This is a genomic window from Bradyrhizobium sp. HKCCYLRH3059, from assembly GCF_051168035.1.
GTDB lineage: Bacteria > Pseudomonadota > Alphaproteobacteria > Rhizobiales > Xanthobacteraceae > Bradyrhizobium.
Genome location: NZ_JBNPUF010000002.1, coordinates 465223 through 478238, shown reverse-complemented (window position 1 = coordinate 478238; position 13016 = coordinate 465223). Strand labels below are relative to the sequence as shown.

The 13016-nt window shown below is 65.3% G+C and carries 11 protein-coding genes; 6 read left to right on the top strand and 5 right to left on the bottom strand.

What is annotated here, in order from left to right; translation table 11 throughout:
* Positions 1 to 210: 210 nt before the first annotated feature.
* Both ACQR13_RS09155 and ACQR13_RS09150 read right to left on the bottom strand, forming a co-directional pair.
* Complete coding sequence (locus tag ACQR13_RS09155) at positions 211 to 1164, bottom strand: exopolysaccharide biosynthesis protein (protein WP_315749335.1); 954 nt, start codon at positions 1162 to 1164, stop codon at positions 211 to 213.
* A 28-nt stretch (positions 1165 to 1192) separates the two neighbouring features.
* A complete protein-coding gene (locus ACQR13_RS09150; RefSeq protein ID WP_315749337.1) occupies positions 1193 to 2170 on the bottom strand; it encodes a TerC family protein in 978 nt (325 codons plus the stop codon).
* A gap of 577 nt (positions 2171 to 2747) precedes the next feature.
* Here ACQR13_RS09150 and ACQR13_RS09145 point away from each other — a divergent pair.
* Positions 2748 to 3701, top strand: coding sequence for a lipid kinase (locus tag ACQR13_RS09145; protein ID WP_315749338.1), 954 nt, complete (start codon positions 2748 to 2750; stop codon positions 3699 to 3701).
* A gap of 66 nt (positions 3702 to 3767) precedes the next feature.
* Positions 3768 to 5615: an ATP-dependent zinc metalloprotease FtsH gene (gene ftsH / locus ACQR13_RS09140; RefSeq protein ID WP_315749340.1), complete on the top strand. Its 1848-nt coding sequence runs from the start codon at positions 3768 to 3770 to the stop codon at positions 5613 to 5615.
* 154 nt (positions 5616 to 5769) lie between these two features.
* Here the strand turns inward: ftsH and ACQR13_RS09135 are convergent, their stop codons facing one another.
* Complete coding sequence (locus ACQR13_RS09135; RefSeq protein WP_315749341.1) at positions 5770 to 6312, bottom strand: cytochrome b; 543 nt, start codon at positions 6310 to 6312, stop codon at positions 5770 to 5772.
* 337 nt (positions 6313 to 6649) lie between these two features.
* On the opposite strand from ACQR13_RS09135, the gene ACQR13_RS09130 reads away from it, so the two are divergent.
* On the top strand, positions 6650 to 9088 hold the full coding sequence (locus tag ACQR13_RS09130) for a DUF2235 domain-containing protein (protein ID WP_315714796.1): 2439 nt from the start codon (positions 6650 to 6652) through the stop codon (positions 9086 to 9088).
* A 129-nt stretch (positions 9089 to 9217) separates the two neighbouring features.
* Positions 9218 to 9982: a hypothetical protein gene (locus ACQR13_RS09125; protein ID WP_434862763.1), complete on the top strand. Its 765-nt coding sequence runs from the start codon at positions 9218 to 9220 to the stop codon at positions 9980 to 9982.
* Between the two features lie 13 nt (positions 9983 to 9995).
* Here the strand turns inward: ACQR13_RS09125 and purB are convergent, their stop codons facing one another.
* Positions 9996 to 11303 carry an adenylosuccinate lyase gene (gene purB / locus ACQR13_RS09120; protein WP_434862762.1) on the bottom strand — a complete coding sequence of 436 codons (1308 nt, stop codon included), beginning with the start codon at positions 11301 to 11303 and terminating at the stop codon, positions 9996 to 9998.
* A gap of 281 nt (positions 11304 to 11584) precedes the next feature.
* Between purB and ACQR13_RS09115 the strand changes: the two genes are divergently transcribed.
* Entirely contained in the window at positions 11585 to 11758 is a 174-nt protein-coding gene (locus tag ACQR13_RS09115; protein WP_316170297.1) for a hypothetical protein, read from the top strand.
* The gene (locus ACQR13_RS09110; RefSeq protein WP_316164442.1) at positions 11755 to 12342 is read left to right on the top strand and encodes a TetR family transcriptional regulator; all 588 of its coding nucleotides are present in this window, start codon (positions 11755 to 11757) and stop codon (positions 12340 to 12342) included. The genes ACQR13_RS09115 and ACQR13_RS09110 overlap by 4 nt, the downstream gene beginning before the upstream one ends.
* Positions 12343 to 12359: 17 nt before the next feature.
* Here ACQR13_RS09110 and ACQR13_RS09105 read toward each other — a convergent pair whose 3' ends face one another.
* Positions 12360 to 13007 carry a response regulator gene (locus tag ACQR13_RS09105; protein WP_434862761.1) on the bottom strand — a complete coding sequence of 216 codons (648 nt, stop codon included), beginning with the start codon at positions 13005 to 13007 and terminating at the stop codon, positions 12360 to 12362.
* Between the last annotated feature and the right edge of the window lie 9 nt (positions 13008 to 13016).

The following is a 13016-nucleotide window of genomic DNA, read 5'->3' as shown; positions in this document are numbered from 1 at the left end:
ATCTCTCGTATAGCTGCAGCCGGCACAAAGGGACAGTGGCATTTCTCGCAGGCCGTCGACGATGCGCGACGCGCCAGAGCTTACCGGTCGCATTTTTTGTTGCTGCTTCAATGACAAGTGCTCGCGCTTCCGGCCGGCAGGTGCTCACGAAGATATGTCCGTCGCAGCCGCAATGCACCGTCGTGCGGCCGCGCCGCCACAGGCGGAACTTCAGATCGAGCCGGTGAGCATGAAACGCGTGGCGATGAAGACGGCGGCTGCGGTGGTCGCAATGCTCGCGGCGGCCACGAGGCCGCGGCCGCGACGCGCCAGCGCGCGGGAGCGCTCGCGCGGATCCTGCGCCGGATCGAAGGATGCGCGCCGGCTGCGCCGGTGGCGTACCGCCTGCACCCAGAAGGCAAGCGCCGCGATGCCGGTTACCACTGCAAATACGGTTGTCACGCCTGCGGCAAAGCCGAGATCGACACCGACGCTTTCCAGCATCGCCCGCAGATGCACAGCTAAGCGGGCCAGGAGAGTTGCGGCATAGTCGGCTGCTGCGGCGCCGGTGTAGAGCAGAACGGCAGTCCAGACCACCGCAGCCATCGCAATCAGGATCGACACGAGCACGGCGAGGCCGTCGCCTGCCATGAAGCCGATCGAGGCGGCGATCAGCGCCAGCGCCGGCATCACGTTGCCCATCGGGATCGGCAGGATGATGGTGACCGCCATCAGAAGCAGCGGCAGCGCGAGCAGCATCCGCGCCGGCCGGCCGGTCAGCCAGACCAGCCGCTCCTCGCGCAGGCCGCGTTCGGCATAGCCCGCCCAGTCGAGACCGGCGCGGATTATCTTGCGCAGCAGCCGCTGCGGCACCGGCCGGCGGCGCAACTGTTCGGGCAGCCATAGCCGCTCGGCGCCGAACAGGATCTGCAGCGCGACCAGCGCGACAAAGGTGCCGAACACCACGCCGAATGGGCCCGGCAACGGGATCAGCGCCGGCAGGGTCAGCAGCAGCAGGGTCAGGCCAAGACCTTCCGATTCCAGCCGGTCGAACAACTCGCCGATCGACGGTTCCTCGGACCGCACCGTACGGGCGATCGCGAGCAGCCGGCGGCTGATCGGCCCGTTGTGACGGCGCGGCGCCGAGGAGTCCTCGTCGTCGGATGCGACATCATTCATTGCCACGCAGCAACCTCTTGTCCTTCGACCTGCCTCACTTCATCGGCTCGACCGCAGGCCGCGTCTTCCACAGCGAATAGGCGATGCCGGCGCCGAGCAGACCGAAGGTGATGCCGAGCGAAATCGCGGGCGGAAACTTCTCGAGCCCGAGCAGGTCGGCCAGGAAGATCTTCGAGCCGATGAAGATCAGCACCGCCGCCAGCGCCAGCTTGAGATACTGGAAGCGATCCACCATCGCGGCAAGCGCGAAATAGAGCGCGCGCAGGCCGAGGATCGCGAAGATGTTCGACGTGTAGACCACGAAGGGGTCGGTCGAGATCGCGAAGATCGCGGGCACCGAGTCGACCGCGAAGATGACGTCGGCAAATTCGATCAGGATCAGCGCCAGGAACAGCGGCGTCATGAACCAGGTCGGCTTGCCGCGCGCATCAGGCTGGCGCACGAAGAAGTGCTCTTCGTGCAGGCGGTCGGTGACGTCGAAGCGGCGGCGCACCCAGGCCAGCGCCGGGTTGGCGCCGATGTCGTGCGGCGTGTCCCTGAACACCAGCATCTTGATGCCGGTCGCGACCAGGAACAGCGCGAACAGGTAGAGCACCCAGCTCGCCTGGGCGACGATCGCGGCGCCGAGCCCGATCATGATCGCGCGCAGCACGATGACGCCGACGATGCCCCAGAACAGCACGCGGTGCTGATAGGCGCGCGGGATCGAGAAGTAGCTGAAGATCATGGCGATGACGAAGACGTTGTCCATCGCCAGCGCCTTCTCGATCGTGAACGCGGTGAGATAGGCGGTGCCGGCCTCGGCGCCGATTTGCCACCATACCCAGGCGCCGAAGGCGAGGGCGAGCATGATGTAGATGCCGCTCATGACGAGGCTCTCGCGTACCGAGATCTCGCGCGTCTTGCGATGGAGGATGCCGAGATCGAAGACGAGGAGGGCGAGCACGATTGCGAGGAAGGCGAGCCACATCCAGACGGGCTTGCCGGCAAACGCGATGAGCAGGAATTCCACGACGGGTCCCTCTTTCAAGCCGGTGAGATTGATGTCAGGTCCGACATCGTGAGCGCACCGGCAGCTTCACCAGAGGGGCCCGGACCAGGGGTAGGCGACGGACGTATGTGTCTGCCGATTGGTTTTCAAGAGCCTGCGGTTTTCAAGAGCCCGCCGTTCGCATCTGCGTTCAGCAAGATGAACGGCGAGGTGCGACAGAGTGTCTGCTGCCCGGCGGCCGTCTTGCGGCCGTGCGGCGGTGAACTAATTCCAGAGGGCCGGAGATCCGGGCCCCTCTGATAGTCCGTGAGACTATGATGTCGGACTCTCTTTCATGACCGCTGCCGCTGGCGGTATTGCGCACTTCGGGCGCTATTGAGGAGTTTGACGAGATGCGGCCCCACGCGTCGCTTGTTGCTATCGGGCCTTGCGGCTCTCGCCCCCACATCACCATCCCAACAATCGTTACCCCGCTGAAACCTCCCGGCATCGCCTGGATGGGCGGCGGTGATCGTGATGGAACCGGAGCGCCTGCTCGCCACTTTGTATGGAACCTGTGCGCTGGAGCGCGCTGGCATTTTGTGTACGGGAGACAATCGTGACCACGGGGGGTGACCAGGTATCGATCGCGAAGGCGCCGCCGTCGCGCCCGGCCGTGGCAACGCGCCGCCTCTTGATGATCATCAATCGCGGCAGCCGCTCCGGCGGCGAGGCGGCCGGCGTTGCCGTGTCGCGGCTGAGCGCAGCCGGCTATGATCTCGTGATCTCGGCGCCGCATAGTCCGCGCGAGGTGGCGCCGTGGATCGAAGCCCATGCCGACGATGCGGAAGCGGTCGTCGTCGCCGGGGGGGACGGCAGCCTGAACGCGGCTGCGCCTGCACTGCTCAAGACCGGCCTGCCGCTGGGCATCATTCCGGCTGGCACCGCCAATGACCTTGCCCGCACGCTTGGCCTGCCGGCGGATATGGAGGCCGCGGTCGATGTGATTGCGGCCGGCCATCGCCGCCGGATCGATCTCGGCGAGGTCAACGGGCACCCGTTCTTCAACGTCGCCAGCCTCGGCTTGAGCGCCGAGCTCGCGCGGCAGCTGACCAAGGAAACCAAGCGGAGGTTCGGCCGGCTCGGCTATGCGCTCACGGCGCTGAAGGTGCTGACCAATGCACGGCCGTTCCGCGCGATGATCGTATCGTCCGACGGCGCGGTGCGGGTGAAGACACTGCAGATCGCGGTCGGCAATGGCCGCTACTACGGCGGCGGCATGGCGGTCGATCACCGCGCCGAGATCGACGATTCCCATCTCGATCTGTATTCGCTGGAGATCGGCCGCATCTGGAAGCTGCTGGCGATGGCCTATGACTTCCGCAAAGGCCGCCACGGCCTGTGGCAGGAGGTGCGGGCCTCGCGTGATACATCGTTCGAGATCCGCACGCGCCGTCCGCGCCGGATCAATGCCGATGGCGAGCTCGTCACCTTCACGCCGGCGCGCTTCTCCGTGCTGCCGCGTGCGGTCACGGTGTTCGTGCCCGAGGTCGCAGCGCAGGACCGCACCTGACGCGTGGCCGCTTGATCCGCCGTTCGCGGACACTCGATTTCGACTGATCACCCGATTGAGAGACCCATGACCAAGCAGACCCGCTTCAATCTCTGGTACGCGATCGTCGCGATCTTCGTCGCGATGATGATCCACAATGCGTGGACGAGCTATCGCCAGGTCGCCGTCATTCCCTACAGTCAATTCCAGGACCTGCTCGCAGCCGGCAAGGTGAAGGAGGTCGGCGTCTCCGAGAACTACCTGGAAGGCACGCTGAAGGAGCCGCTGCCCAGCGGCCAGTCGCGCTTCGCGACGACGCGCGTCGACCAGGAGTTCGCCAAGGAGCTCAGCAAGGCCAACGTCACCTTCACCGGTCGCGTCGAGAGCAATATCCTCGGCGACATCCTCTCGCTGGTGATGCCGATCGCGCTGTTCTTCGGCGTCTGGTACTGGCTGTCGCGCCGGATGATGGGTGGCGCCGGCGGGCTCGGCGGCGGCCTGATGCAGATCGGCAAGAGCAAGGCCAAGGTCTACGTCGAATCCAACACGGGCGTCCGATTCGACGACGTTGCCGGCGTCGACGAGGCCAAGGACGAACTGCGCGAGATCGTCTCGTTCCTGAAGGATCCGAAATCCTATGGCCGTCTCGGCGGCCGCATGCCCAAGGGCGTGCTGCTGGTCGGCCCGCCCGGCACCGGCAAGACGCTGCTCGCCAAGGCGGTCGCGGGCGAGGCCGGCGTGCCATTCTTCTCGATCTCGGGCTCGGAATTCGTCGAGATGTTCGTCGGCGTCGGTGCCGCGCGCGTGCGCGACCTGTTCGAGCAGGCCCGCGCCAAGGCGCCCGCGATCATCTTCATCGACGAGCTCGATGCGCTCGGCCGCGCCCGCGGCATGGGCCCGTTCGCCGGCGGCCATGACGAGAAGGAGCAGACTCTGAACCAGTTGCTGGTCGAGCTCGATGGCTTCGATTCCTCGACCGGCCTCGTGCTGCTGGCAGCGACCAACCGGCCGGAGATTCTCGATCCGGCGCTGCTGCGGGCCGGCCGCTTCGACCGCCAGGTGCTGGTCGACCGGCCCGACAAGCCGGGTCGCATCCAGATCCTGCAGGTGCATCTGAAGAAGGCCAAGCTCGCCGCCGACGTCGATCCGGAGAAGGTCGCGGCGCTGACGCCCGGCTTCACCGGCGCCGATCTCGCCAACCTCGTCAACGAGGCGACCTTGCTGGCGACGCGGCGCGGCGCCGACGAGGTCACGCTCGACGATTTCAACAATGCGATCGAGCGCATCGTCGCCGGTCTGGAGAAGCGCAACCGGCTGCTCAATCCGAAGGAGCGCGAGATCGTCGCCTATCACGAGATGGGGCACGCGATCGTCGCGATGAGCCTGCCGGGCACCGATCCCGTGCACAAGGTGTCGATCATCCCGCGCGGCGTCGGCGCGCTCGGCTACACCATCCAGCGCCCGACGGAAGATCGCTTCCTGATGACGCGCGAGGAGCTCGAGAACAAGATGGCGGTGCTGCTCGGCGGCCGCGCCGCGGAGCTCGTGGTCTACGGCCATCTGTCGACGGGCGCCGCCGACGATCTGCGCCGCGTCACCGACATCGCGCGCTCGATGGTGACGCGCTACGGCATGTCGGAGCAGTTGGGTTCGGTCGCCTATGAGCGCGACAACCAGTCGTTTCTTGCGCCGGGCGTCTCACGCAGCGCCGAGTATGGCGAGGCCGCGGGGGATGCGATCGACGCCGAGGTGCGTACGATCGTGACGAACGCGCTGGAGCGCACCCGCAAGCTGCTGCAGGACAAGCGCGACGTGCTGGAGCGCGCCGCCCGCCGCCTGCTGGTCAAGGAGACGCTCGACGAGACCGAACTCGCCGCCCTGCTGAAGCAGGACCAGCGCGCCGGCGATCTCGTTGTGGCAGCGAAGCCGATATAGTTGTCGAGTCGGGGAGCAAAGGCGCGGCCGTGCGGTCTCCACGATCGAGATTGTGTGGCGCCGTGCCCATCGTCTTGGCAATGAGCTCGCCGCACGACGATGGGCACGTTGCCGGTTGACGGCGGCTGCTTTGCCCACCCTACGGCGGCCACGCTCACCGCCGCGGCCACATCCGGGCCAGCGCCTCGTCCTTCTTGACAAACGCGTGCCAGAGCGTGGCCGCAATGTGCAGGCCGACCACGAGATAGACCAGATAGGCCAGCGTATCATGCGTGATCTCGCCGGCATGGGCGATCGTCCTGTCGCCGGCGAACAGGCGCGGCCAGCTGAAGGTCCCGAAATAACGCAGCGAACAGCCGCCGGCCGACGAGAACATGTAGCCGGTGACGGGCATGATCAGCAGCAGCGCATAGAGCGCCCAATGATTGAGCTGCGACAGCGCGCGGACCATCGGTCCGAACGTGGCCGGAGCGGCCGGCGCCGTGGTGCGAGCCCGCACGATCACGCGGAGAATGGCCAGCATAAACAGCGTGACGCCGAGCGATTTGTGAACCTCCAGCAACTCGCGCCGCGGCGACGTGCCGGCCGGCTGAAGGCCGCAATAGAGCCCGATCAGCATCGCTGCGATGAACAGCAGGGCGGTCGCCCAATGAATCCACCGCAGCAGGGGATCGTAGCTCGCGATCGTCTCGGGCATGTCGGGCTCGTCAGTGGTGAATTCCGGCGACCTGCTTAGTCGCGGATCTGACCTCTGTCGAAGGATCAGAGGTCGACGACGAGATGTCGGACAACCGCACAAAGGCATCTGCTGATCATTTTTGAGTGATTCCATGCGTGCCGCTCTGTCAGTCGCGCCTCGATAAGCCGTCCCCCGTTCGATGACTGCATTGGATCAAGCGACGATGTTGCCTTGCGGATGACGGGCGGTGCTGAGAACTGAGCGGGTGGTCCTGCGGGCTCGCGCAGGGATTGTGCCTTGATTTTCCTGCAATTGCGGACCAATCTCCCTGCCGGCATTCTGGTCGGGGGGCCTCGTGTCCAATCCTGTTGCAAAGAACATCGTGCTGTTGTCGGACGGGACCGGCAACAGCGCCAAGGCCGTGTTCAAGACCAATGTCTGGCGCCTGTTCCAGCTGCTGGACCTGCGCGATCCGCGCCGGCAAGTCGCCTTTTATGACGATGGCGTCGGAACGTCCTCCTTCAAGCTGTTCGCAGCCCTCGGCGGCATCTTCGGCTTCGGCCTGAAGCGGAATGTGATTGCGATCTACAGCTTCTGCTGTCGCAACTACAAGCCGGGCGACCGCATCTACTGCTTCGGGTTCAGCCGCGGTGCCTTCACCATCCGTATCGTGGCGGCAATGATCGCGGGGCAGGGGCTCGTCGCCTACGACGACAATGAAGCCGATCTCGCCCGGTTCGCCGCAGACGCCTATCGCCGCTATCGGCGTCGCTACAATAGCGGAATTCTCAGATATCTCGGCAAGATCGGCCTGGACCTGCGCGGAGTGCGCGACTGGGGAATCAGAACGCTGCGCAGAGTGCAGGGCGTGGCGCTGCAGGCTCCGCCAGCAGTCGAGGTCGAGAGCGTGCATTTCGTCGGCATTTGGGACACCGTTGACGCCTACGGCGGGCCGATCGAGGAGATGACGCGCGCCATTGACTATTGGATCTGGCCGCTGTCGATGCCGGACCAGTTCATGAATTCCAAGATCCATCGCGCTTGCCACGCCCTCGCGATCGAAGAGGAGCGTGACGCCTTCCGCCCGGTGATCTGGGATGAGCGCTATGTGTGGGGACGGGACGAGGCTGTTTCAGGCCGCAGTGACAAGAAGGACTGGCTGTTCGGCATCGACCACGATCCGCGCAGCGCGGCTGCGAAACTGGCCGAGCCGCCGCCGCATCTGCGCACCGATCTGCCGCCACGTGACCGCGAGCGCATCAGCCAGGTGTGGTTTACCGGCGTGCATTCCGACATCGGCGGCGGCTATCCGCAGGATGGCCTTTCCTATGTGACGCTCGATTGGATGCTCGACCGCGCCCAGGCCTATGGTCTCGTCTATCTCGACGGGCGGCGCAGGCTGCTCTACGATCCCGAGATCGATCCGCTCGACACGCTGAACGACTCGCGCAAGGGGCTTGCGGCCTACTACCGCTACAAGCCGCGCAATCTGCGCGAGATCTATGACGCGCCGCCCTACAAGCTATCGCTCCGGTACGATGTCAGTCGCATCAAGTGGCTGCTTCATTCGCCGTTCAAGGCCCAGACCGGGCTTCTTGCTGACGATCTGCATCCGAGCCTGCCGCAGCCACCTCTGCCGCCGGTGAAGCCGACGATCCACCGCACCGTGTTCGAACGCATTGGGTCGGGTCCCGATCACTATGCACCGGTGGTCGTACCCGCCGCTTACCGCGTCACGGATGAGACCGATACGCCGGTCGATGCGCTGCATCCGCTCGATCACGGGCACGCGCGGACGCGGGTGCAGGACGATGTCTGGAATTGGGTCTGGCTGCGCCGCGTGGTCTATTTCGCCACCATGTTCGCGCTGCTGTTCGTCGCGGCGATCCCATATTTCGTCATCTATTGGCCGCGCGTGCTTTATGAGCCCTTGCATGGGCTGGTAAATCCGCTGGTCAACGGAGCGGCAGCCTTCTTGCCCAAATTTCTCGACCCATGGTTCGTCGCGTTTCGGGATTCGCCGGGTTTGCTGGTGGTCGGTGTGGCCGCTGCGCTCGGCTTGACGGCGTGGGGCACCTCACTGCAGCGAACGATCCGCGACGCCGCACGCATCGCCTGGAACGATCCATCCCGGCACAAGCCGGTGACCGGCTGGCGCGCGACGGTTTATTCGCTGCGACGCCAGGGCTGGTATGTTGCCGGTTTCTATCTGCTGAAAACGTGGATCTTCCCGTTCGCCATCATGTTCTGGCTGTTCTGGTGGCTGGGGTTCGGCGCGGCCAATACGGCCGGGCTGTTCTGCAAGGAGACGCTGAGGCCGATCGAGGTCGAGGAGACAGAGATCGGCGCATACCCTGGTGGAAGCATCCGGCCAGTATTCGAGACGCGTCATCATTGCTATCCGACAGCGCTGACCGTGGCGCAGGGCGAGACCTATCAGATCGTGCTCGACGTCGGGGAGGCATGGAGCGACGGCGGCATCCCTGCGACTCCGGCCGGCTTCGGTTACGGCACCTGGACCCAATTGCCTGGGATACCCTTCAAGCGGCTGATCTGGTCGAACTGGTTCGCACCGATCGTGCGGGTGGGCAGCACCGGGCTGGAGGAGCATCTCCCGGCTTTCCAGCAGGAAACGCCCGGCAGCAGCCGCTGGACAGCCAGGTTCACGGCCCGCAGCGATGGGGAGGTGTTCGTCTACGTCAACGACACGTCCATCATGCTTCCTTGGCTGCTGTTGTATCGATTCTACTTCAACAACAAGGGCAACGCGGTCGTCTCGTTGAAGAAGCTGTAGCTGCAAGCGCTGCCAGGTCTGGCACTTGTCGAGCGTGACGTCGTCACGCTTCAGATGCTGCGCGGCACGGGCTGGTGTTGGCGTCGGGGCTGGGTAGGATGCAGGCATTGATCGCCTGCGAGGAGTACCATGACCCGACGAAGCTGGACAGGATGGACCGCACGCTTGGCGCTCGCCGCCGTCACGCTCGCCGGTGCCAGCGCCCATGCCGCCGAGCGGACGATGTCCTGGGACAGCGGCTGCCGTTTCACGGTCCGGTACGATCCCGCCAAGCACGACGAGACGCGGCTGCGCAACACCGTCCGTCTGCTGTTTGGCCCGTCCGATTTCGACTCGCCGGGCACGTTGCCGGCATTCGACCCGAAGGCGGTCGAGGCGCTCGACGCCGACAAGATCGACCGCGCCTGCAAGGCCACGCTCGACGCTGCCGCGCGGCTGGAGTTCATCGCGCTGCCCGGCATCGATGACTATCGGCGCGCCAGGGTGGCGGAGCTGAAGGACAGTTGCGATTTCGACCTGGTGCAGACCCGCGGATTCAAGACGCCCTCTACGCTGCGCGACTACCAGCCTGCCGCCGCCTGCGCGCGCTTCGTCGACGCGATCGAGGGCAAGACCGACCTGCAGCAGATGTTTCGCCAGACCGTCGACAAGGGCTGCGCCGACAACGCCAGCCCGAAGGCCTGCGTCGCCCGCTACGTCGCCGAGGCGCAGAAGCCGGACGGCCAGGAGCGCATGCGGATCTATCTGGTCAATTTCGGCTGGAGCAATTGCGCTATCAACTACAACCTCCGCAACACCGGCGAGAAGAAGATGGAGGCGATGCGGAGCGCGCTCGAGACCCAGTTCCGGAAGATGTTCAAGGTCAAGCAGGACAAGTGCGAGGAGGCGGACTGAGGCGTCCGCCCGCTCAGCTCTCCCCGAACACGCGCTTGAAGATCGTGTCGACGTGCTTGAGGTGATAGCCGAGGTCGAACTGCTCGTCGATCTCGGCGTCGCTCAGGTACTTCTTCACGTCGGCGTCGGCCTTGAGCAAAGTGCGGAAGTCGCCTTCGCCGCGCCAGACCGGCATCGCGTTGCGCTGGACCAGTCTGTAGGAGTCCTCGCGGCTCGCGCCCTTCTGGGTCAGCGCGATGAGCACGCGCTGCGAGTGGACGAGGCCGCCGAGCTTGTCGAGGTTCTTCTCCATGTTGGCCGGGTAGACCAGGAGCTTCTCGATCAGGCCGGCGAGGCGCATCAGCGCAAAGTCGAGCGTGACGGTGGCGTCGGGGCCGATCATGCGCTCGACCGATGAGTGCGAGATGTCGCGCTCATGCCAGAGCACGACGTTCTCCATCGCGGGCGTCACATAGGCACGCACCATGCGGGCGAGGCCGGTGAGGTTCTCCGACAGCACCGGGTTGCGCTTGTGCGGCATCGCCGACGAGCCCTTCTGCCCCTCGGAGAAGAATTCCTCGGCTTCCAGCACCTCGGTGCGCTGCAGGTGGCGGACTTCGGTCGCAACGCGTTCGACCGAGGAGGCGATCACGCCGAGGGTCGCAAAGAACATCGCGTGGCGGTCGCGCGGAATCACCTGGGTCGAGATCGGCTCGGGCGACAGGCCCATCGCCTTGGCGACGTGCTCTTCCACGCGCGGATCGATCTGGGCGAAGGTGCCGACGGCGCCGGAAATCGCGCAGGTCGCGACTTCCTTCCGCGCGGCGACCAGGCGCGCGCGCGCGCGGGAGAATTCGGCATAGGCATAAGCGAGCTTGAGGCCGAACGTGACCGGCTCGGCGTGGATGCCGTGCGAGCGGCCGATGGTCGGCGTCATCTTGTGCTCGAAGGCGCGTGTCTTCAGCGCCGCAAGCACGCGGTCGAGATCGGCGAGCAGCAGGTCGGCGGCGCGGGTGAGCTGGACGTTGAGGCAGGTGTCGAGCACGTCCGATGACGTCATGCCCTGGTGCACGAAGCGCGCCTCGGGACCGACGATCTCGGCGAGATGGGTCAGGAAGGCGATGACGTCGTGCTTGGTCTCGCGCTCGATCTCATCGATGCGGGCGACGTCGAAGGTGGCGTCCTTGGCCTTGGCCCAGATCGTCTTGGCGGCGTCCTTCGGGATCACGCCGAGCTCCGCCAGCGCGTCCGCCGCATGCGCCTCGATCTCGAACCAGATCTTGAACCGGGTCTGCGGCTCCCAGATCGAGGCCATTTCGGGACGGGAATAGCGGGGGATCATCGACGGCGCTCCGAGGCGGGAGGGAAGGTGGGCGGGACCAAGCGTCCGCGCCGGCATTTTACGCCGCGCTTTACCAGAGCGGCCGGATCGACACAAACGGCGGTCTTTCCGGCCGCTCGGCATGCCGTTACCGGATCATAATACCATTTTCAAAAAATCGCGCTGACAGATATTGAAATCTGTCAGCGCGATGGTGTATGTCGATCCTGCCATCTTGCTTAAGACCAACTTCCACTGTCTGACCTTGGGTTCAGCGGTTTCAACTGCGAAGGACCGCTTCGATGAAAATTGAAAAGCGATTGTTGCACTCACAATTTCAGGACTGGCTGAATCTCCAGGTCGCGCGTCACCTGGAGGCCCAGGCCACCAGGTTTCGCGCGCCATCGTCCACCGACCAGGCTGAGACGATCCAGATCAAGGCGAATACGTCCGACGCCGATATGGTGCACGCATGAATGAGGCCGTGGTTCTGACATCCGAGCGCATCCTCGAAGTTACCGAGGACGTGTTGCGCCGTTATGGGCTCGCCAAAGCGACGGTCGTCGACGTCGCGAGAGCGCTCGATGTCAGCCACGGCTCCGTCTACCGTCACTTTCCGAGCAAGGCGTCGCTGCGCGAGGCGGTTGCCAAGCGCTGGCTCGAGCGGGTCAGCGCGCCGCTGGCGCAGATCGCGGCCGAGCCGGGACCGGCGCCGGCGAAGCTGGAGCGCTGGCTGCGCGAGCTGTTCGGCGCCAAGCAGAAACGGGTCTGTGAAGATCCGGAGATGTTCGCGACCTATCTCACCCTGGCGCGCGAGGCGTGCTCGGTGGTCAAGGCGCACAAGCAGAACCTGATCGCCCAGGTCGAGGGCATGATCGCTGAGGGGGTCGCGCAGGGGACGTTCGATGTCGCTGATCCCAAGACCGCGGCCGCGGCGATCTTCGACGCGACCCGAAGCTTCCATCATCCCGCCCACGCTGAAGAATGGGGCGAATGCACCTGCTCGGCCCGCGTCGATGCCGTGCTGACCCTGCTGCTCCGTGGACTTCAGGCGCGCTAGGCGCGCGCTCATCCGGGCTACAAATCCGTCAGCCCGCTGGTCACCGCCAGCCGCACCAGCTGCGCATCCGTCTGCAGTCCCGTCTTGGCCTTCACCAGATAATGATAGTTCTGCACCGTCTTGACGCTGAGGTGCAGGTTCGTGGCGATCTGCTCGGTGGTGAGGCCCGACGCGAACTGGCGCAGGATTTCGATCTCACGCTCGCCGAGCCGGTCGAGCACGGTCTGCTGCGGATCGAGACTGTCGGCGGCCAGCACATGGGCGACGTCGTCGCTGAGCGCGCGCTCCCCGCTGATCACCATGCGGATGGCACGGACCAGCGCCGACGGCTCGCTGCTCTTGGTGACGAAGCCGCTCGCGCCGGCGGCGAACGCCGCCTTCACCAGCGGCGCCTCGCCATGCATCGAGAACACGAGGATGCAGGCGCGATTGTCGCGAGCGCGGATGTTGCGGATCGCCTCCAGCCCGCTGGCGCCCTTCATCGAGATGTCGAGCACGACCACGTCGGGCGCATGCGCCTTGAACGCGGCATAGGCCGCCGCGGCGCTGTCGGCCTCGGCGACGACTCGAAACCCGTCCTGGCTCTCCAGCACGCGGCGATAGCCTTGCCGGACCACCGGGTGGTCGTCGACCAGCAGGATCGAAATGCCTGTGCGCTCGGGCATCCCCGTAAT